Below are 19,701 nucleotides of genomic sequence, written 5' to 3'. Positions count from 1 at the left end.
TGACAAACGGTCTGGTGCTGCGTAGATCTAGCCCTTCCCGTCTCGATGAAGCGACCGTCCATGTCCGTACCTCAGCCCCTGCGCGAAGCCGTCATTCCGGAACTGCCCAACTATTACCGGGGCAAGGTGCGCGAGAATTACGACCTTCCCGATGGGCGGCGTATCATCATTGCGACAGACCGGCTCAGCGCCTTCGACCGGGCCATCGCCTCCATCCCCTATAAGGGCCAGGTCCTGACGCAGACGGCGCGCTTCTGGTTTGAGCAGACGGGCGATATCTGCCCCAATCATGTGCTCGAATACCCTGATCCGAATGTCGTGGTAGGCCGCCGGCTCGAGATCCTGCCGGTGGAGATGGTGGTGCGCGGCTATCTCGCCGGCACGACGGGCACTTCGGTGCTGACCCTATACAAGCAGGGCAAGCGTGACATGTATGGCGCGCGCTTTCCCGACGGGATGCGCGACAACCAGGTGCTCCCCCGGGCCATCATCACGCCCACCAGCAAGGCTTTCGACGGGGGTCATGACGAGCCCTTGTCGGCCGACGAGATCGTGAAGTCCGGACTGCTCAGCCAGAGCCAATGGGACGAAGTGGCGGCTTACGCCCTCGCCCTTTTCGCCCGCGGCCAGGCCATGGCGCGCGAGCGTGGCCTGATTCTCGCCGACACCAAATATGAGTTCGGCATCGACAAGGATGGCCGCATCCTGCTGGCGGACGAGATCCATACGCCCGATTCCAGCCGCTACTGGTTCGCCGCCAGTTATGGCGAGCGCTTCGAGGCGGGCGACAAGCCCGAAAGCTTCGACAAGGATTTCGTGCGCAACTGGGTGGCGGCGCGTTGCGATCCCTACAAGGAGGCGATCCCGGAGATCCCGGCCGCGCTGATCGAGGAGACCTCGCAGGTCTATATCCGCGCCTTCGAGACGATCACAGGCAGCAGCTTCGAATCGCCGGCGGATGGCGAAGAGCCGCTGCAGCGGATCAGGAGGAACCTGGCGAAGTATTTTTGAGCGGTCTCGATCCGCGCTAATCCCGCCCCCTTCCCTTCTCCCCGCCTTCTCGGCCATATCGACACAATGATTCTCACCGGAGAGCCTTTCATGCTGGGACCTATCCCGCGCGTCATCGGGCATCGTGGAGCTGCGGCGCATGCGCCGGAGAACACGCTCGAAGCCATCTGCTGCGCTGCGGCCTTCGGGGTCGAGATGGTGGAGGTCGATGTCCAGCTCACGCGCGACGAGGTTCCCGTCATCATCCATGACGACACGCTGGACCGCACCACCACCGGCACCGGCCCGGTGTTCGAGCGCTCCTGGAAGGAGATCCGCGAGCTCGATGCCGGCGCATCCTTCGGCCGCGCTTTCGCCGGCGAGCACATTCCAACGCTGCAGGACGTGCTCGCCCTCTGCCGCGAGCTGAAGCTTGGCCTCAATGTCGAGATCAAGCCCTATCCAGGCACCGATCTGCGCACGGCCGAGATCGCCCTGTCGGTGCTGGAGAATTTCGGACCGCTGGAGGGCTCGCTCCTGGTCTCGAGCTTCTCGGTGGAGAGCCTGAGGACCGCGCATAGTCTCGCCCCCCATCTGCCGCTCGGCTATCTCATCCATGACCGGCCGGACAATTGGGCTGCCATCGCCGATGAGGTCGGCGCGGCTACCATCAACTTCGACCACACCAGCGAGACCCCACAAACCATCGCCGCCTATGCCGCGACCGGCCGGCCGCTGCTCTCCTACACGGTGAACACGGCGGCCCGGGCCAAGGAGCTCTTCGACCTCGGTGTCGCCGGCGTCTTCACGGATTTTCCGGGGCGGATTTTGAAGGTGGCGAAGTAAGGCGCTGGGGCGATATGGTGCTTCGTTCCAGGAACGCCCGGATAGCCCGCATCATCTCTGCTTCCGGCGCTTTTGTCGCCCCAAGGTGGTCCCCCTTGGTCTCCAGAAACGGCAGGCCGCCCGCTTCCGCAAAAGCCTGCATGACTGTGCCTTCGGCCGGTCTCCGATGAGGTTCCTGGTTTAAGAGGCCCGTCCGAGACGGCTCAACGCATAATGCGGCACGTCCCTTAGCCTCAGCCCGAGATAGTTGAAGCAGTAGACCGGCCAGCGCCAGTAATTATAGGCGAGCTGGGCCAGGAGCTGGGCGAACAGGATGCCCGTGAGGCCGAGGCCAAGCTGGCCGGCCATGATTACCGAGACGATGATGACACCGCCGGTGATCAGCATGGCTTTCCAATAGGGAATGGTATTGTCGGCTGTGGTGATCAGGCGTGTGGAGACGAACATGTTCATCTCCAGGCTATAGAGGAGGATCATCAGAAGCAGGAGCGGCGTTGGCGGCAGCGAGGTGTTGGCGCCAATAAGGTGCAGCAGAGGGGGCACGACGGTGATGAGGATCGCCCCGCCCGCGATGCACACGGCCCAGCCGAAGACCAGCGACTGGCTGAACATGGATTTGAGTACTTCGCGGTCTCCCGCCACGCCCGCCTTGGCGATCCTGGGGCCGAGCATGGTCTGCACCACCGCGGCGACCGAAGCGAGAGAGACAAGAGCCTGGTTGGCGATCGAATATTGGGCGGAAACATGGAGGCCCGCATACCAGCCGATGGCGAGCGCCACCAGGCGATTGGTGAGCATGACGCCCACCACCGTGCCGCCAAGCTGGCGGGCGCTGCGTAGCAGCGTCAAGGTGAGTTCGCGATGGTCGGCACGCGACCAGATCGTGCCCCTGGTCATGCTGCGCACCGGCGCCAGCGCAAGATGGTAGTCGAGCCGCATGGCGATGGCCGCAATCGCGAAACCGAGGCTCATCATGGTGAGGGACGGAAAGATCAGCAGCGCCAGGATGGTGAAGACCACCTGAGCAACGCGGCTGCGCACGGCGATCTCGTAGTTGCGGCGGGCCCGCCCTGAGCCGATCAGCGGTGCGCCCTGCCACTGGAAATAGGTTTGCGCCAGCATGGTGACCACGAAGATCGCCCAGGACGGCCAGACGGATTCGCGCAAGGCGACGCCCTCCGTCATGACGTGGATATAGTAGCTGCCGGCCGTCACCATCACGATGCCGGCGAGGAGGGTCATATAGAGGAAGATGCGGTGGGCGGTGTCGAGCAGGGCCGAGAGCAGGACGGGATCCACCCTGTCATCGTCGGACTTGGCCGGGATCGTGGTGTCCTTCAGCTCCTTGGCGCCGGCGAAGACATAGGAGAAGAAGCGGATGAACGTGTCGGTAATGCCGAAATCAAGCAGGAACACCATGGCCTGGATGGTGAGGTAGATATACCAGATGCCGATCTCGGCCTGCGGCAGCCGCGTTACCGCAAAGGGCAGCATGATCAGGCCGGAGCCCACGAGCATCGCCTGGGAGAGGATGCCTATCGCCAGGTCGATGAGAGATTTGCGCATCTTGAATGAGCCTATCCGTGTCGGTTCGAGGGCCAGAGCCGGACTTTACGCAATAGAGTTCGCGTATCAGGCCATGAGCGCGGCGAAGGTAGAGAGGGTAACGCAAATCTCGTGCCGAACGCGGGCGGCGGCGACATGCAAACGGGCGAGATGGCGGCCAGGCTCCAATTCAGGGCTGCTTCTTGCCAAATCCCGCCTTTATGTGCGAATGCCATGATCATTATGTCATCCAGATTACGGATAACCCGATTATGATCTGCCCGTCGCGGCTGGTTAAATAACGCTGCGTCAGATAGAGTGTTATCCATGTCGAGAACGATTTGCTTCAGAGGTTTATCGGCGTGCTCCACATCGTTTACAGATCCTATGGCGGCGAGAACCAAAAAGGGCGTCCGAGCTACTATAGTAAATTACTTGCATTGGAGTCCACGATTCGGGCCTTCGAAGAGCTCCAGAAGGGTGCGGCCGAGCTGATATTCCTCAACGACGGACCTATACCCGAGGATCGCCTCAGGGTGATGGAAGCATCCGGCGAGATTATCGCGCGGGCCAATCTGGGTATGCGTGGCTCGATCAAGGCCGGCATGGCGTTGCCGGCGCAGCGTCGCTGGAAGCCAGGCGATCTCGTCTGGTTCGCCGAGGACGATTATCTCTATCTGCCGCAGGCCTTTGCCGACCTCCTGAAAGCGACTGAACTCTTTCCGCAGGCCGCCTATTTCGGCCTCTATGCCCAGATCGGCGACCGGTTGCCGAGCGGCAATCCCACCGACGAGACGCGCGTGCCCGCCAGCTGGCAGGACTCGGAGGTGACGCTTGTGAACGGCCATCCCTGGCGTCGGGCATTGAGCACCACGTCGACCTTCGGGGCTCGCGTCAAACCCGTGTTGGAAGATCGCCGCATGATGGACATGGCGATGGAATCGGGCGGCGCCTTCGACCATACGACCTGCCTGATGTATCAGGGTCACATGCCCTATCCGATGTTCGCGCTGACGGAGCCGTTGCGTTCCACCAAGGACGCAAAGGACTGGCTGCGCCGTGCCGCCATTTCGGCCGTGCGCGCCGGGCTGAACGGCTACCAGGCCATGCGCAGGGTCACCGGCAGCTCCATCCGGCTTCTGGTCGCGCCGGAACCGGCTTTGAGCACCCATCTCGAAACCGCCTATCTGGCCAGCGGGAATGATTGGGAGGCGGTCGCCCGCTCGACGAAGAAATGGGCGCAAGCCCGGGGCCTCGCCTGAGGGTCCAGCGGCCTGGAGCTTCATCCAGGGCTTGCAACGATCGAGGTTCGCGGCATTCAAGACTTGCGGCATTCAAGACTTGCGGCATTCAAGACTTGCGGCATTCAAGACTTGGAGCCGTCCGGCGCTTCCACCGGCATGGCCGGCGCCGCCAGCAATTTGGCGAGGCATCCTGTCACGAAGCCGCACCCCCAGGCCAGATGCATGGCCGGAATCGCCGCCAGCACGCCGACGATACAGAGCGAACGATAGTCCAGCAGCAGGCGCACGGCCGACAGCAGCACCACTCCCGCATAAAGGCCGAGCGGCAGTACGAGATAGGGGTCTGCGTCGCCGAAGGGCAGGATCAGCAGGCAGTAGAGGAAGAGCAGCGCCGGCAGAAGCTGGCGCAACCGCAGGCGCTGCCTGTGCTTCATGAAGTTGCGGGCCCGGCCGCGGCCGTAGCGGTAATATTGCTGGGCGAGCGACGTCAGCGAAGCGCGGGGGTAGTAGTCGATCGGCAGATTGGCGGCGAGCCAGATCCGGCCGCCCTTGGCGCGCAGGCGGTGGTCGAATTCGGCATCCTCGTTGGTGTCGAAATCCTCGTCATAGCCGTTGAGCGCCACGAAGGTCTCGCGCTTGAAAATGGCGTGATGACCGTGGTCGACGAAGCCGGAGGCGTCGCCCATGCGGTGACGGGCGCCGCCATTGCCGATCGCCTGGTTCGAGACATAGGCGACGGCGCGCTGGAAGCAGGTCTGCCCGACTGAGCGCAGGCGGACGACCACGCTGTCGACCTCGCGGTGCACGATCTCGTTCAGGATGTCGGCGACAAAAGTATCGCCATAGGAGGAATGCGCATCGAGGCGCAGGATGTAACGGGCACGCGGATCGATCTCGGCCACGGCTGCATTCACGCCGGCGGCCTGGATCTGCTTGGGATTGTCGATGAGACGGACGCGAGCATCGCGTTGGCCGAGACGGCGGACGATCTGGCGGGTCTGATCCTTGCTGCCGCCGTCCGATACGATGATTTCTATGAGAGACGGGGGTGCATTGACGAGTATTTGCTCAATCAAATCAGTTATATGGCACTCTTCATCCAGCGTAGGTATAATAATACTGAGATAAGGAGGCATGCTAGAATATACACTTCTCATCATTGGCTTAGCCTGATGTAAGTTTGCACGGTCCAAGCAGTCGCTCATGATCAAGGTCTTTACGTAATGTAGCAGAAAGATTGCCTACTGTGTGTGATATCCTTAGGGCGACTCAAACAAAATGAAAACCTCTCAGGCGGGGAGCCATGCCTGCGCCGCAGTTCTTGCGACGCAGGTTCCGCCTGTGCGGCGGACGTAGCACCTCGTCTCAGGAAGAGGAGGCCTGCGTTCTTGATGCGCTCTGGTTTGTGTTGAAACGGGGATCTCTTTTGGCATAGCGAGGCTTGAGGCCGAAGCGAGAGCCCCAGAAACGTCGGGCCGGGCGGCCGCTCGCCTGGGTTTCCACCACGCCGCGGCGGCGCGCCTTGGCCTCGAAGGCCAGCACGACGACGCTACCGGCGACCAGGCCGGCGAGCATCGCCAAAGGCAGGATCAGAGACGGCTTGGGGAAGGCCGGGCGAGTGGGCAGAACGGCGCTCTGCACGAGCTGCAACGTCGACAGCCGCTCATTGGATTGCCAGGCATTGGCGATCTCGGCATCCGTCGCCTTCTTGGTATAGAGCTTGACGTCGTCCTCCGCCTGCCCGACCTCGCGCTTGAGCTCGTTGAAGCGTGCCTCGTTCTGTGTCAGCCCCTGCAGTGCAATGTCGCTATCGGCCAGTTCCTTGGCCTGGTTGGCTTCTGCGGCATGCAGACCCGCCAACTGCGCATTCAGCGTGACGATCTGCTGGACGCCTTCCTGATACATCTTCACATGCAGGAGCGAGGGATCGTCGCCGAAGCCGTCGCCGCCGCCACGCTTTGTGTCGGCGTTGAAATTGGTCTGGCCGAAAATGGCGGCCGGCAGGTTGATCTTGCCCTTGAGAGCGCTGAGCTGAACCTTCATGGACTGCAACTCGGCGTCGTTCTTCTGGATATCGCTGCGCAGGGAGGCCAGGTCGGCGGAAGCTTTGTCGCGGTGCTTCAGCAACAGCGTGCGCTGCTCGTCGACCGAATAAGCCTGGTTCGCCACCGAGAACTGCTCGAGCCTCTGGTTCAGCTCCGCCAGCTTGGCGTTGGCTGCTATCACCTGATCGCGGAAGAATTGCGTGGCGAGCGGATTGCTTGCCAATCTGGAGTTGCGGATGATCAGGCTGTTGGTGATGTAATTCGCAAAAAGTTGAGCCTTCTGGGCATCGGGATCGCGGAATGAGATCTTCAGCAGGCTTGTATTGGGCTCCACCTCGATGCTCAAAGCCCTCTGCACGGCAGCGATGGCAAGATCGGGATCACTATTGGCCGGAGTCTTGAAGTATTCGTCCAGCAGTCGAAGGGGCGGCCAGGTTTGATCCTTCGTGTTGTTTGCGACAGGTTGTTGCGGTGCAATATCCACGCCCGCCTTCTTGAACTGGGCAATCGCATCGGCAATAACGCCCTCGCTTTCGGCGATCATCACTTGGGCATTGACGTAACGATCTTGCTGCTGAACGGAGTTATAAGCATCCGTATCAGCCTTATCGCTGAGTGAGCGGCTGGAATCTGCAAGAATGAGCGCGCTGGCTTCAAAAACCGGTGGAGTTACCTTTAAGAAAAGGGCTCCACCAAATAAAAACAGCCCCAGGATTAATGTGAACGCAACTTTCCGCCGCCAGATCGCTGCAACAAAATCATAAAAATCCATTTGAGCCTCCAATGCCTATTGCATAGCAGTCGAGGCCCGTTTTTTAAAGAGCGGCTCTGAGTAAATAGGGTGCGTTTGCCTACCTCGATGGACTCGGGAGGAGGTAAACCTACCTCATATGGTGGGGGTAACCTTTTCACCCCTCCTTCTAGGGAAGACCCGAGGCTGGTCTCGAAGTTACGTGTCAAACCTCGCGCCTCCTGGCGTGTTGTCCAGAGTGCGACCAGGCGAAATCCTATGAAAACGATGTCTATAGGCTGAAGACACCAATAAAGGGGTAGCAAGGCCTGTTATATTGGTAGCGCGGTGCGGCTCCGCCAATAAGATAGCGCGGTCGGCAAGCCATCCGCCCTCGCAGCGGAGCCGATGGAAGGCGTGGCCGCGGCGCGATGCCGTCAACCTCTGCAATTCGTGCAGGCGGACCGCGTCGTCAACGCTTGTGCAGGGCTTCGACCACACCGCCCATGGCCTTCTCGAAGAAGCGGGGGCGATGGCTGCGGCGATAGTCACGGGCGCCGTCGACCATGTCGAGCAGCGGCTCAATCGGCTTGAAGCTGGTCGTCGGCTTCATGGCGAGGCCTTCCGACCCGGCCTGCTGGATCACCAAGGTAAGCTCGTTGAGATGCACGAGGAAATCGGGCGTCATCGGCTGCGGCCGGCCCTCGCGTATCGCCCGGGTCATTTCGGCGATGCCGGCAAGCTTGTCCTGGGCATAGATCTCGCGCCGGCGCAGCCAGCTCACCGCCTTGTGCTTGAAGGAGCGGCCGACGCCGCGCTCGGCTTCCACGGCGTGCGATTTCCAGCGGCGTACCAGCACAAGCCTGCGTCCGCCGATGCCGAAGATCCGGCCGATCAAGGGTTGCGTTCGCACCGTATAGGCCTTGCGGGCGCTGAGGCTGACGCGCGAGAAGCGCTCCAGACGGACCGGCGACTGGTCGTGGAAGATGTTGTCGGCGGTTAGCTCGCCTTCGTCGCCAATGATGCGGAAACGGTGGTCCCGGGGCGCTACCCAGCTGCAGGTGACACGCGCGGCCACGCCATTGGCGAAATTGAGGCATCCCACTGAGAAGTCCGGCGTATCGGGGGGCGAAAGGGGCGTGGAGGTCTTGTTCTCGACCAGGGCCTTGGAGAAGCCGCTCAGTGAGATCACGGGCCCGAACATGGCGCAGAGCCAGACGAGGTGATAGGCGACATGCTCTACCGTGCAGCCTTCCTGCAGCTCCTCCGCGTAAGGGAAGGGAGCGCCAGTCGGGCTCTGCACCTTTTCGAGCTCCATCAGATGGGCCGGATTGTCGTCGAGCTCGGCATAGACGAGCACGGGCTTGCCGATGGCGCCGTCGCGCACGGCCTTCCACATCGTGCTGATGGCATCGCAGTAGAGATTGGACGGCGCGCCGGTAAGCACCAGGCCGCGTGCCTGAGCAAGTGCGAACAATTCGCGTGTCCGGGCGAGATCCGTCGTCACCGGCTTTTCGGAATAGACGTGCTTGCCTGCTTCCAGGGCGCACCTGATCGTATCGTAATGCGAACCGATGCTGGTCAGGTTGACGACGATTTCGACCGCGGCATCGGCCAGCAGGGCGTCAAAGCTCGGATAGACATGGAAGCCGTAGTGTCGGGACACCGTTTCCGAACGCCTGGTATCGATATCGAAGATGCCGCAGATCTCGAGCTCGGGATGAGCCCAGCGCGTGCGCATATAGATGTCGAAAACATAGCCGCAGCCGACAAAGGCGATCTTCATGCCGAAATGGTCCCGAGCTTCGGCCAGTCGTGGATGGCCTTGCGGATAGTATCCGTGGTGGCGGCTACGGCGATGCTGTCATCCAGCGGCATGATGACGCTTTCGAGGGAGCCTCGCTCGATACAAATTCTTACCTCGTCCGCCTCGTAGTGATAGCCATTGCCGGCATAAAACTGATCAAGGCGGGTGCCGCGGCTGCGGCTCGAACGGCCGGTGCGCTGGGCGACCTGGTGGACGAAGGCGTTCTGGCGCAGGCGCGAGCGCCAGCCGAACTGAGCCTGATCGGGACCGCGCGGGGCCTCCTGGGCGAGGTTCAGCCCGTGGGGACGCACGATCGAGCCGCGCATGCCAAGCATGCCGCCAGTGCCCAGAACCTGGAAATCGTCTGGCGCCCAGGCGCGGATGCTGACGAAAAACGAGCCGATCGCTCCGCCGGGATAGCGAAGCTGGAATGCCGCGTCCTCATCGACGCCGCTGGCACCGACCGTCCCAGTGGCCTGCGCCAGTGTGGGAGAGCCGAACAGCCATTGGCCGAGCGACAGCGGGTAGGCGCCCAGATGCGCCAGTGCTCCACCGCCAAGGGCCGCGTTGAACATGCTGTTGGCGGGATCGGGTGTTTGCGAGATGCCGAAATTGCCCGAAATCAACCGAACGTCGCCCACGGCGCCAGCCGCAAGCTTGTCGCGCATTGCCTGGGCGGCTGGCAGGAAGCGCGTCCACATCGCCTCCATGGCAAAGATGGATCTCGCCCGCGCCGCCTCGGCAATTCGCGCCGCCTCCTCGGCCGTCGAGGCGAAGGGCTTCTCGACCAGCACCGGCAGGCCCGCCTCGATACAGAGCAGCGCATGGGCGGCATGTTCGGAAGGAGGCGTGGCAATATAGACCGCATCAACGCCGCCCTGTACTGCGGCTTCGGCATAGCCGGCGATGGAACGGCCGATGCCCGTACCGGCAGCAAAGGCCTGGGCCTTATCCAACGAACGCGAGGCGACGAAGCTGGCTTCGGCATTGCGCGCCGCCGCAAGGCCCGCGACGAATTTCGCGGAGATGGCGCCCGTACCGAAAATACCCCAGCGAAACCGCGTCACGGCCGGCGACTCGCGGTGAAAGGAATTTCAGCGGCGCAACAGGCCTCATCAGCCGGAGGGCTCGAGTGAACTAACATGACGATCGGGACCCTCATCCTGTCGAATCATCCGCCGTCAGACCCCGATCGGAACACGGCCTGACGCTGCAATCGGCACACTCGATCGTGCCCGAAAGCCGAGTGTCCTGCTTTTAGGGTTAGCGGCTGCTGCATAGCAAGTAAGGAGATAGAGGTAGGGATCTTACGGAGGGTAAGTAAAGAGAATTGAGGCTATTGGGGCCGCCAGGTTGGAAAAATGGCACAGAAAATATTTGATACGTCAAATACCACACCTTTCTCGTGTACCAATTACCTGGTACACGCGCCGCGTAGGGAGCGGCTTCTACTACCCGAAAGGAGGAGGGTGAAGGGCGCGAATCCACGCCTTGTGGGTGCGCTGCAGTATTGTCCCCAACCCGTGGCTGACTTGCGCAACGTCCGCCCGCTTGGCATTAAGCGCCGGTAGGTCCGCGATCGCCGGGCATGAACGCGCGTTCTTCCCACAACCAACCGCAAGCGAGCCAACGATGCAGCGGCAGCCCATAGCAGAAGCGGTGAGGGAGGACATCGTCAACGGCAAGGAACTGGTCTTCGTCGATTTCGACCACACCCTGCTTGCCTGCAACAGCAGCGAGCTCTTCATTGCCGCCTGCAAGCCGTCCTGGCTGGTGGCCTGCATCGATCTTGTTGTCAGACGCCTCATTCCCTGGAAGCTGACCCACGTCCCGCATTGGTACCGGCTGAGGGATTATGCATGTTGCGCCCTTATCGTGCTGCTCTGCCCCTGGAACGTCATGCTCTGGAAGCGCGGGGCGCCAGACCTCTTCCGCCGGCATGAGAGCCGCGAACTGGCCGTTTCCCTGCGCGCGTGCGACCCCACCCGCCTCGTCATCGTCAGCTTCGGCCTGCAATGGATCATCCGGGCATTGCTCAGCGAAAGCAGCTGGCGCGACACGCCGCTTGTCGCAACCCCCAATCTAGCCGGTCCGGCCTACTTCTCCAGCGGCAAGCTCGACATCGTACGAGCCCATTATCCGGACGAGGTGATCGCCCGGGCAGCCTGCATCTCGGATTCGCTCGATGACCAGGACATCCTGCACGCCGTCGGCAAGGGGGTGCTGATCGAGCCGCAAGGCGACGTCTACAGAGCGGAGGAACACCTCTACCTCCCCCTGCGCTACACGGCGGCTGCCAAGTATGCGCGTTCCTATGTGCTCGACCAGTTCCTGTTCGTCGATGTGCTGATCGTGATCGCGGCGACGAGCTTCGGCTTTTCCACCCTGTGGCAGGCCTGCCTGTTCGTCCCGCCGCTGATGCTCTCGCTGATGTGCGTCTACGAGCTCGGTTATTTCGAGAACGACATGGTGGCGGCCAGGAAGGAGGTCGCGCCGACGCTGACGGCCAAGGTTGAGCGCTACCGCACTTATCCGATCGGCTTCGGCGCCTGGGCCTGGGCCTTGGTCCTCGGTTTGCTCGGTGTGCTGCTCGGCTGGCATTTCGGCGCGCTGCGCAGCGAAACCCTGCTGGTTTCGGCCGCCTGCTGGCTCGCCGTCCTCGCCGTGGTCCGAGCCGTCTTCTTTGCCTATAATGGCACGGCGACTCGCTGGCGCGCTTTTTTCTACCCCGTGCTGCAGCTTCTCAAATATGGCTCGCCCTTCGTGCTGATCCTGGCTTCGCTGCCGGGCGCCGTGCTGGTGCTGAGCCAGATCATGCTGATGTGGTGCTCCTATCTGATCTATCGCGCCGGCGGCAACAACAAGGCGTTCAACCGGGACGTGCTGCGCCTGATGATGTTCGGTCTCGGCGGGGTCTGCCTGGCGGCGTCCTTCCGGTCGGCTCCGGTGGAAGGCTTTTTCCCTTACGCGATAACGGCGGCCTGGGCCTGCGCCAGGGTGTTCAAGGCCCCGATCATGCGGGCCTGCAAGACCCTGCGGTCGCGCCCTGCTCGAAGATCGGAAACCGCTCTCTAGACGACAGGGACCGCGGGCACGAGGCTCCGGCAGGCGGCCTTCTCAGCCAGTCTCCACAAGTGCTTCCGCCTCCGGCTGCTTCGCCAGCGCGGCGCTTCCCCAGATCACCAGCACGATCATGGCGGTGACGAGTGTGGCATCGGCCAGGTAGCCACCCATGAAAGTGTAGGTGGCAAGCATTGGCCACATCAGCGAGGCGTTGGCCATGCGCATGCAGCTCGCCAGATAGACGATGTAGACCAGTGTGCCAATCAAGCCATACTCGAAGAAAAGCTTCGCCCAGGTCGGCCCGAACATCGTGAAGGGCATCACATCGAAATAGCTGCGAATCGTGCCGGGGCCCTCCCCGATCAGCAGGGTGGCATAGTCCTCGAAACTATAGCGCCCGATCAGGTAGAAGGCAGAGACGAAGCGGGCATGTCCGCTGGTGTTGGGAGTGGTGAATTCACTGAAGCGGTTGGTTATGGCATCGACCTGAAGGGCGCTGCCAAACACGATGATGATCGCCACGATGCTGAGGCAGGCTACGAGCAGCATCAGGTTGCCGGATCGTATCAGCAGGATACTGCCGAACAGGGCAAGCACGATCAGGCCGGTTCCCGAATAGCTGCACAGCATGCCGGCGGCGAAGACGATGAGCCGGGACACGCGCTGGCGGGTGATCAGCTCCACGATGGTGGCGAGGGCGAGGAATTGGCTGAAATAGGACGGCTCGGCAAAAACGATGCCATTGCTCTTGAAAATCTCCGAGCCATAGCTCAGCGGGTTGAGATTGTTGTAGCCGTTTATCGCGATCACACTCGGCAGGGAGTCCATCGGGAAGGCGATCCGGCTTCCCACGACACGCTGGGAGGCGAATTGAATGACGCCCGCGATGGCGAGGTAGAACATCAATTCCACGAAGAAATACAAGCCGCGCCGAGCATCGGAAGCCCCGTCCCGAAGGCGAAAGGCCAGGCAGAGCTGCAGCAGCCCCACCAGAAGGACGGACCCCAGGGAAACCTGCGGGCTCGTCGAATTCACGGTGAAGGACAGGCAGCTGCAAAGCATGAAGGCAAACCACAGGCCGAACGATCTCCGGTCGAGGAGAACCACTCCGCGCACCCAGGCCAGCAGGACGGCCGCCGGTGCGATCAGGGTGCTGATAGGCAGCCAGTTCCCGGTGATCGGAAGGGCGACTTTCTCGACGATCGTCATGCCCAGGATAAGAACGACGATATGGGGATAGACCTGTGCCGTTCGTGACGGGGCAGTGGAGATCGAAGGACTGTGGCTCACCAAAATGCTCCGCCGTGCTCGGTTCGCGGGGATCCATGTTTCCAACGGGCAAGGGCCGCGCAAGACAGCGGCATCCGTGAAGACAGCTGTGTCGATGCGGACAATTAGCCTCATTCCGGTCACCGGGCAAAGGGGTTATTGACCACTGATAATATCGTGTATCTATGACCAGCAACGGCATAGACGGTCCGGGATACGATTTTAAGGCCCGGGTCTCCGTTACGGCATGTCATAGATTATCTGGCTAATCAATTTGTGGGGATTTCGTGGTCGCCAGCCTCGATCAGCAACAGCCGCTTTCGATTCTCTGGCTCGGCCGTCGCGTACCGCTTCCTCTCGACTCCGGTGACAGGGTCTATTCATTCCGTCTGATCGAAGCGACCGCCAGGACCGGAGCCCAGGTGACTTCCTGCGCCCTGCTGCCTCCTAGCGTCGCTGCCGGTAAACTGCCGGAGGCGATCGACTGGAATCCGGTCGAGGTCGAGGAGCTCGGCGCCCTCCGAGGACTCCTGAGCTCGCTACCGCTGGTCTCCGCCCGCTCTTCCCCGCCACGGATGGTGGCTGCCCTGCGCGCCCTGCTCAGGCGGAAACGTTTCGATGCCGTGGTCTTCGATTATTACGCCCCCGCCTGGGCCCTTGAAGAGCTGCGGCATGCCGGCCACAAAGGCAGGATCGCCTATGTCGCCCATAATTACGAAGGAAGGCTCGCCCGCGACATCGCGAGGGATTTCCGGGGCAACCCGCTACGGCAGGTCCTGCTGAACTGGAATGCCGGCAAGATCGCGCGGCTCGAAAAGAAGCTGGTGGAGGCGGCCGATCTCGTCGTCTGCCTGACCGAGCGCGACCGCGATGACTTCCAGGCCGAGATCCGGCGCGACGTGCCCTATCTCATCCTGCCGCCCGGCTATTCCGGCCTGCGCGTCGCCAGCCGTCAGATCGCGCCTTCCGTGCCGCGGCGTGCCGTGATGCTGGGCTCGGTGCGCTGGATCGCCAAGCAGATGAATGTCGAGGCTTTCCTCGCCGCCGCCGACGAGAAGTTTCACCGGGCCGGCATCTCGATCGATATCATTGGCGATACGCCGGATGAGTTTCGCAACAAATGGCAGTCCTGCCTGAAGGCGGCGCGCTTCCGAGGCTTCGTCGCCGATGTCGCGCATGAGCTCGCCATGGCCCGCATCGGCCTGATGATCGAGGCGACGGGCGGCGGTTTCAAGCTGAAGCTGCAGGATTACATCTATCACCGCGTGCCCGTCGCCGCGCTTTCCGGCTCCTTCGAGGGCCTGCCGCCGGCGGTGACAGATACCTTCTTGGTCGAACCGGACATGGAGCGGCTCGCCGACCGGATCATCGCCGAGATCGACCGGGTCGAGGATCTCGACCTGCGCCAGAACCAGGCTTTCGAGGGTGCCAGAGGCTTGTTCGACTGGGACGAAAATGCCAGGGCGCTGGTCGCGGCCTTGCGCGGCGGGCAGGCCGCCCCCCAAGCGGCTGCGCCTTCCGGCATGCAGGAGAGTGCAGCGTGAGACGGCGTTCCGTTCTCCTGGGCCTCGCATCCCTCGGCACCGGCCTGCTGGCAGGCGTGTCCGCGGCAATCGGCGAGGAGGCGGCCTGGCGTGACGGGCTGCCCAAAACGGGATCGGGACCCCTGCTCGTAGTTTTTGTCGGAAACGATCCAATCGATGCCGATCGTTTCGATGCCTGGCTCGAGCGGCGCGCTGACGGGGTGCAGCTCTTTACCGGCTACGCCAATTGGGTGGACTGGTCGGGTTCGATCGGCTGGCTGGTCGACCGCTGGAAGCCGAGCGGGCGCCGTGCCTTCTGGTCGATCCCGCTGATCCCCACCGGCGCCACCCTCGCCGAGGCAGCGCAAGGCGAACATGACGAGCGCTATGCCGTGGCAGCCCGCCGCCTTGCCGCGTCGCAGCCCCAGGGCCCGATCCTCATCCGCACCGGCTGGGAATTCAATGCCGAGTGGTTCCCCTGGTCCGCCCTGAAGGAGCCCGACAAATTCGCCGGCGCCTATCGGCGTTTCGTGCGGAGCTTTCGCTCAATCTCTAGCCGGTTCGTGTTCGAATGGACGCCCAATATCGGCGATCGCGGCCTCGATCCTGAGGTCGCCTATCCGGGCGACGACTATGTCGACATCATCGGACTCGATTTCTACTATCATCCGCAATGGAACAGCGCTGATCCCGACATCGCCTGGACCCATATGCTCGAGCAGCCCTATGGCTTGAAATGGCACCAGCGCTTTGCGGGGGACCGCCGCAAGCCCACTTCCTATGCTGAATGGGGTGTCGCGCTCGACTCCTCCGGGCCCTATGTGCGCCAGGCCGCTGCCTGGTTTCGCGACCACGACACCGTCTACCAGAGCTACTGGAATTCGGATGCGGCATTCGCCGGCAAGCTGAGCGACAACCGCATCCCGCGGGCGGGCGCCGCCTACAGGGAGATGTTCGCCGCTTCTGCTCGCTCGCCCTGAACGGCGACGGCGAAGGCTTTACGCCCCGGCCGCTTTTGCCGCCCTGCGCTGCAGCAGCGCCCGCTCGCGCGCATTGCCGGCGAGGGCGGCCGCCGCCTCGAAGGCTGCCCGCGCCTCCTGGCCCCGGCCGAGCTTGAGCAGGAGGTCGCCCCGCACGCTCGGCAGCAGGTGGTAGGCCTTCAGCACGGGTTCGTCCGCCAGGCGCTCGATGATCGCCAGCCCCGCGGCCGGGCCCTCGGCCATGCCCACCGCCACGGCCCGGTTGAGCTCCACGATGGGCGAGCGGGTGAGGGCCGCGAGTTCGGCATAGAGGCTGGCGATGCAGCGCCAGTCGGTATCCTCCGCCCGCTCCGCCTGTGCGTGGCAGGCAATGATCGCGGCCTGCAGGACATAGAAGCCGCCGCCGCCGAGGCTCCTGGCCCGGGCCAGGGCTTGCAGGCCGCGGCGGATCTGCAGACGGTTCCAGAGGGCGCGATCCTGGTCGAGCAGCAGGATCGGCTCGCCATCCTTGTCGATGCGGGCGGTTGTGCGCGAGGCATTCAGCTCCATCAGCGCCTGCAGGCCATGCACCTCGGGCTCCTGTGGGGCGAGGGCGGTGAGCACGCGGGCAAGGCGCAACGCCTCGTTGCACAGCTGCGGGCGCAACCAGTCCTCGCCCCGCGCAGCCGTATAGCCTTCGTTGAAGATGAGGTAGGTCACCTCCAGCACCGAGGCGAGGCGGCGTGAGAGCTCTTCGCCATGGGGTGTCTCATAGGCAAGGCCCGAGGCTGACAGGGTGTTCTTGGCGCGCAGGATGCGTTGGGAGATTGTCGCTGGCGACATCAGGAAGGCGCGGGCAATCTCCTCGGTGGTGAGGCCGCAGACCATGCGCAGCGCCAGCGCCGCCCGGGCCTCGCGCGGGAGCAGGGGGTGGCAGGCGGTGAAGATCAGGCGCAGCATCTCGTCGCCGATATCGTCGTCAAGGCCGGAATCGAGGTCGGGCATGGCTTGCTGCTCCTCCTCCAGATCCCGGGCGAGCATGGAATGGCTGCGGTCGAGCATCGGTCGGCGGCGCAGGTGGTCGCGCGCACGATTTTTCGCGGCCGCCATCAGCCAGGCGCCCGGCCTTTCCGGCACGCCTGTCTGTGGCCAATGTTCGAGGGCGGCGAGCAGGGCTTCCTGCGTCAGATCCTCGGCGAGTGGCACGTCGCGCAGCATCCGCGCCAGGCTGGTGATCAGGCGCGGCTGCTCGATGCGCCAGGCCGCGAGGATGGCGCGATGGATGTCGTCGGCCGTCACCCCGGCCGCCCTGGTCCGTTGTCGAGGCGCTCTAGTCGCATCCGTGGCCATTCGGCATGAAGGCCCGCATCTCGCAGATGCCTTCCCATTCCGGCATCAGGTCCTTGTGGAGCTGCATGAACTCCTGCATCGAGGCGACGGCCTCCTCCCTGCCCGGCAGCTCGAAAATGGCATAGCCGCCGACCACTTCCTTGGCCTCGACGAAGGGACCGTCGATGAAATTGAGCTGCCCGCCCTCGAGGCGCAGCTGTGCGCCGGTGGCGATCGGCGTCAACCCGCCCGAATCGATCATCCGCCCAGCCTTGATCTCGCGATCGACCAGCTTGCCCATCGCTTCCATCAGCGCGGGCGACGGCGGTCCCTGGTGGTCGGTCTTGACGATGAACATGAAACGCATGCGGGTTCCTCCTTTGAAGGCGAGCGCGGCGTCCGCGCCGCTGGATCTCTCGCTTATTGTCTCAACGAATGAGGGTAAGGCGATCCGACAATGGCGGGGAAAAAACTGGGAGCGCGGACATTCTGTCCGCTCTTGGAAACGGATGGTTCTACGACAGAGGAAGAGCGGACAGGATGTCCGCGCTCCCAGCTACTTCCCATGCCACAGCCCATGTCGCTTATGCCAGTCCTCCAGCGATTCCGGAGGCCAGGTGTCGCAATGGATGTGCCGCTCGCCTTTGGGCACTTCGATCCAGTCCGGCGCATAGGCGAGAGCGGCTTCCACCACTTCCGGCGGCTTTGGCAGCGGTGTGTCGATGGCGGAAGCATGGGGATGGATGAGTTCCGGCCAGCGCGAATCCCATAGCCAGAGCGCGCTGCCGCATTCGCCGCAGAAATTGCGCTCGGCCGGCGAGCGGGTGTCGGGCTGGCCCTCCTCGCGCATGACGGCGTGGTAGATCCTGATATGGTCGCGCCCTGTCACCTTCAGGCTGTCCGCATGGGCGCCGAGATTGATGGCATAGCCGCCCGAACCCGCCGTCTTGCGGCAGATCGAGCAATGGCAATGCATGAACGGCGCCGGGCTCATGGCGTTCACGCTGAATTCCACCGCACGGCAGTGGCAGGATCCCTTCAGCAGCATGCGTGTCTCCTATTTGTCGGATGGGTTTTTTGAGAATAGGCCTGAAGGGAAACGGTTTTGAAGCCTGTTTGCTCCCAGACTGTCTATATCAGGGCCTAGCCTGGAAATTTGTGCAGTGCAGCATTACCTCTTCAACGAGACTATTGTGGATCAGGCTGATCCGAAGGACGAGGAGCCGTCGGCATGCGGAATCTGTCGGACACCATCAATCGACTGGCGGCCTTCAAGGGCATGAAGGCGATGCAGATGCCTCACGCCGGCGGGCGGCTCTTGCCGCTTGCCGATTTCGGCTCCAATCCGGGCGGCCTCGCCGGCAAGATCCATATTCCACCGAATCTGGCGGCAGGCGCAGCCCTGGTCGTCGTCCTGCACGGCTGCACCCAGACGGCGGATGGCTATGACCTCAGCGCGGGCTGGTCGCGTCTGGCCGACGAACTTGGCTTTGCCTTACTCTTCCCCGAACAGCGGCGCCTCAACAATGCCAATCTGTGCTTCAACTGGTTCGTCCCGGAAGATTGTGCCCGCGATTCCGGCGAGGCGCTCTCGATCCGGCAGATGATCGGCAAGGTGGTGGCGGATCGCGCCATCGACCCCAAGCGAATCTTCATCAACGGCCTGTCGGCAGGCGGTGCCATGACCTCCGTCATGCTGGCAACCTATCCCGAACTGTTTGCGGGCGGCGCCATCATCGCGGGGCTGCCCTATGGCACGGCCACCAGCATACCCGAAGCTTTCGATCGCATGCGGGGGCATGGCGGCCCTTCCGGCAAAGCCCTGCAGGCGCTGGTCGAGAAGGCATCTCCTCATGCCGGCCCTTGGCCGATGCTTTCGATCTGGCACGGCACTGCGGATGCCACTGTCGCGGTCAGCAATGCTGACGGCATCGTGGAGCAATGGCGCGGGCTCAATGGCCTCGCCGCAGCGCCCTCCAGCGTGGTCAAGGCGAAGAACCATACCCGCAAGGCCTGGAGCAAAGCCGATGGTACCGAGGTGGTGACGCAGTATCTCATCGACGGCATGGGCCACGGCACGCCGATCTCTGCCGCTGACGGCGTCGCTGCTCCCTTCATGCTGGATGTTGGCCTGTCCTCGACACGCGAGCTGGCGCAGGTCTGGAAGCTGCAAGCCCGCGATCGGCGGGCGCAATCCTTCTACAAGCCGAATTTCACCCTGATCGGGGACCGGACTGCTTCGCCCGATTCAGCGAAAACAAGGAGAGGCGGCATCAGGGAGACGATCGAGAACGCCCTGCGGTCGGCCGGATTGCTGCGCTGAGTCGGAGACGGTCACTCCACGCGCGCGC

Annotated in this window: 16 protein-coding genes; 7 read left to right on the top strand and 9 right to left on the bottom strand. The window is 62.9% G+C overall.

All coding sequences use genetic code 11. The annotated features are described in order from the left end of the window. Positions 1–60 precede the first annotated feature (60 nt). Together QQL24_RS01175 and QQL24_RS01170 are read left to right on the top strand one after the other, a co-directional pair. On the top strand, positions 61–1,011 hold the full coding sequence (locus QQL24_RS01175; RefSeq protein WP_284310048.1) for a phosphoribosylaminoimidazolesuccinocarboxamide synthase: 951 nt from the start codon (positions 61–63) through the stop codon (positions 1,009–1,011). A gap of 90 nt (positions 1,012–1,101) precedes the next feature. Next, positions 1,102–1,836, top strand: coding sequence for a glycerophosphoryl diester phosphodiesterase (locus tag QQL24_RS01170; RefSeq protein ID WP_284310047.1), 735 nt, complete (start codon positions 1,102–1,104; stop codon positions 1,834–1,836). A 180-nt stretch (positions 1,837–2,016) separates the two neighbouring features. Here QQL24_RS01170 and wzx read toward each other — a convergent pair whose 3' ends face one another. Next, positions 2,017–3,402 carry an O-unit flippase-like protein gene (gene wzx / locus QQL24_RS01165; RefSeq protein WP_284310046.1) on the bottom strand — a complete coding sequence of 462 codons (1,386 nt, stop codon included), beginning with the start codon at positions 3,400–3,402 and terminating at the stop codon, positions 2,017–2,019. 515 nt (positions 3,403–3,917) lie between these two features. On the opposite strand from wzx, the gene QQL24_RS01160 reads away from it, so the two are divergent. Continuing rightward, positions 3,918–4,643 carry a hypothetical protein gene (locus tag QQL24_RS01160; protein ID WP_284310045.1) on the top strand — a complete coding sequence of 242 codons (726 nt, stop codon included), beginning with the start codon at positions 3,918–3,920 and terminating at the stop codon, positions 4,641–4,643. Positions 4,644–4,747: 104 nt separating this feature from the next. Here the strand turns inward: QQL24_RS01160 and QQL24_RS01155 are convergent, their stop codons facing one another. The 4 genes from QQL24_RS01155 to QQL24_RS01140 form a co-directional block, all read right to left on the bottom strand. After that, entirely contained in the window at positions 4,748–5,761 is a 1,014-nt protein-coding gene (locus QQL24_RS01155) for a glycosyltransferase family 2 protein (RefSeq protein ID WP_284310044.1), read from the bottom strand. A gap of 229 nt (positions 5,762–5,990) precedes the next feature. After that, positions 5,991–7,442 (bottom strand): GumC family protein, encoded by a 1,452-nt coding sequence (locus QQL24_RS01150; RefSeq protein WP_284310043.1) that lies wholly within the window; start codon positions 7,440–7,442, stop codon positions 5,991–5,993. A 430-nt stretch (positions 7,443–7,872) separates the two neighbouring features. Continuing rightward, positions 7,873–9,186 (bottom strand): Gfo/Idh/MocA family protein, encoded by a 1,314-nt coding sequence (locus QQL24_RS01145; protein ID WP_284310042.1) that lies wholly within the window; start codon positions 9,184–9,186, stop codon positions 7,873–7,875. After that, positions 9,183–10,274, bottom strand: coding sequence for a Gfo/Idh/MocA family protein (locus tag QQL24_RS01140; RefSeq protein ID WP_284310041.1), 1,092 nt, complete (start codon positions 10,272–10,274; stop codon positions 9,183–9,185). The genes QQL24_RS01145 and QQL24_RS01140 overlap by 4 nt, the downstream gene beginning before the upstream one ends. Before the next feature lie 565 nt (positions 10,275–10,839). On the opposite strand from QQL24_RS01140, the gene QQL24_RS01135 reads away from it, so the two are divergent. Further along, the gene (locus QQL24_RS01135; RefSeq protein ID WP_284310040.1) at positions 10,840–12,282 is read left to right on the top strand and encodes a hypothetical protein; all 1,443 of its coding nucleotides are present in this window, start codon (positions 10,840–10,842) and stop codon (positions 12,280–12,282) included. A gap of 42 nt (positions 12,283–12,324) precedes the next feature. Here QQL24_RS01135 and QQL24_RS01130 read toward each other — a convergent pair whose 3' ends face one another. Beyond that, on the bottom strand, positions 12,325–13,560 hold the full coding sequence (locus QQL24_RS01130) for a hypothetical protein (protein ID WP_284310039.1): 1,236 nt from the start codon (positions 13,558–13,560) through the stop codon (positions 12,325–12,327). Positions 13,561–13,826: 266 nt separating this feature from the next. Here QQL24_RS01130 and QQL24_RS01125 point away from each other — a divergent pair, with 266 nt between their 5' ends. Then, entirely contained in the window at positions 13,827–15,083 is a 1,257-nt protein-coding gene (locus QQL24_RS01125) for a glycosyltransferase (protein WP_284310038.1), read from the top strand. Beyond that, positions 15,080–16,042 carry a glycoside hydrolase family 26 protein gene (locus QQL24_RS01120; protein WP_284310037.1) on the top strand — a complete coding sequence of 321 codons (963 nt, stop codon included), beginning with the start codon at positions 15,080–15,082 and terminating at the stop codon, positions 16,040–16,042. The genes QQL24_RS01125 and QQL24_RS01120 overlap by 4 nt, the downstream gene beginning before the upstream one ends. Positions 16,043–16,060: 18 nt before the next feature. Here the strand turns inward: QQL24_RS01120 and QQL24_RS01115 are convergent, their stop codons facing one another. The 3 genes from QQL24_RS01115 to QQL24_RS01105 all read right to left on the bottom strand — a co-directional run bounded on the left by QQL24_RS01115 (position 16,061) and on the right by QQL24_RS01105 (position 18,398). After that, positions 16,061–17,320: an RNA polymerase sigma factor gene (locus QQL24_RS01115; protein ID WP_284310036.1), complete on the bottom strand. Its 1,260-nt coding sequence runs from the start codon at positions 17,318–17,320 to the stop codon at positions 16,061–16,063. Between the two features lie 31 nt (positions 17,321–17,351). Next, a complete protein-coding gene (locus tag QQL24_RS01110; RefSeq protein ID WP_284310035.1) occupies positions 17,352–17,717 on the bottom strand; it encodes a YciI family protein in 366 nt (121 codons plus the stop codon). A gap of 189 nt (positions 17,718–17,906) precedes the next feature. Then, positions 17,907–18,398 (bottom strand): GFA family protein, encoded by a 492-nt coding sequence (locus QQL24_RS01105; RefSeq protein ID WP_284310034.1) that lies wholly within the window; start codon positions 18,396–18,398, stop codon positions 17,907–17,909. 183 nt (positions 18,399–18,581) lie between these two features. Between QQL24_RS01105 and QQL24_RS01100 the strand changes: the two genes are divergently transcribed. Beyond that, positions 18,582–19,673, top strand: coding sequence for an extracellular catalytic domain type 1 short-chain-length polyhydroxyalkanoate depolymerase (locus tag QQL24_RS01100; protein ID WP_284310033.1), 1,092 nt, complete (start codon positions 18,582–18,584; stop codon positions 19,671–19,673). The last annotated feature ends 28 nt before the right edge of the window (positions 19,674–19,701 follow it).

Origin of the sequence: Labrys miyagiensis (assembly GCF_030160835.1) — a bacterium.
Lineage (GTDB): Bacteria > Pseudomonadota > Alphaproteobacteria > Rhizobiales > Labraceae > Labrys > Labrys miyagiensis.
This window is presented reverse-complemented; position numbering and strand designations above follow the sequence as displayed.

Coding starts and splice junctions, on each gene's coding strand:
- QQL24_RS01175 (WP_284310048.1), top strand. CDS start 61: ATGTCCGTACCTCAGCCCCTGCGCGAAGCCGTCATTCCGGAACTGCCC.
- QQL24_RS01170 (WP_284310047.1), top strand. CDS start 1,102: ATGCTGGGACCTATCCCGCGCGTCATCGGGCATCGTGGAGCTGCGGCG.
- wzx (WP_284310046.1), bottom strand. CDS start 3,402: ATGCGCAAATCTCTCATCGACCTGGCGATAGGCATCCTCTCCCAGGCG.
- QQL24_RS01155 (WP_284310044.1), bottom strand. CDS start 5,761: ATGCCTCCTTATCTCAGTATTATTATACCTACGCTGGATGAAGAGTGC.
- QQL24_RS01150 (WP_284310043.1), bottom strand. CDS start 7,442: ATGGATTTTTATGATTTTGTTGCAGCGATCTGGCGGCGGAAAGTTGCG.
- QQL24_RS01145 (WP_284310042.1), bottom strand. CDS start 9,186: ATGAAGATCGCCTTTGTCGGCTGCGGCTATGTTTTCGACATCTATATG.
- QQL24_RS01135 (WP_284310040.1), top strand. CDS start 10,840: ATGCAGCGGCAGCCCATAGCAGAAGCGGTGAGGGAGGACATCGTCAAC.
- QQL24_RS01110 (WP_284310035.1), bottom strand. CDS start 17,717: ATGCGTTTCATGTTCATCGTCAAGACCGACCACCAGGGACCGCCGTCG.
- QQL24_RS01105 (WP_284310034.1), bottom strand. CDS start 18,398: ATGCTGCTGAAGGGATCCTGCCACTGCCGTGCGGTGGAATTCAGCGTG.
- QQL24_RS01100 (WP_284310033.1), top strand. CDS start 18,582: ATGCGGAATCTGTCGGACACCATCAATCGACTGGCGGCCTTCAAGGGC.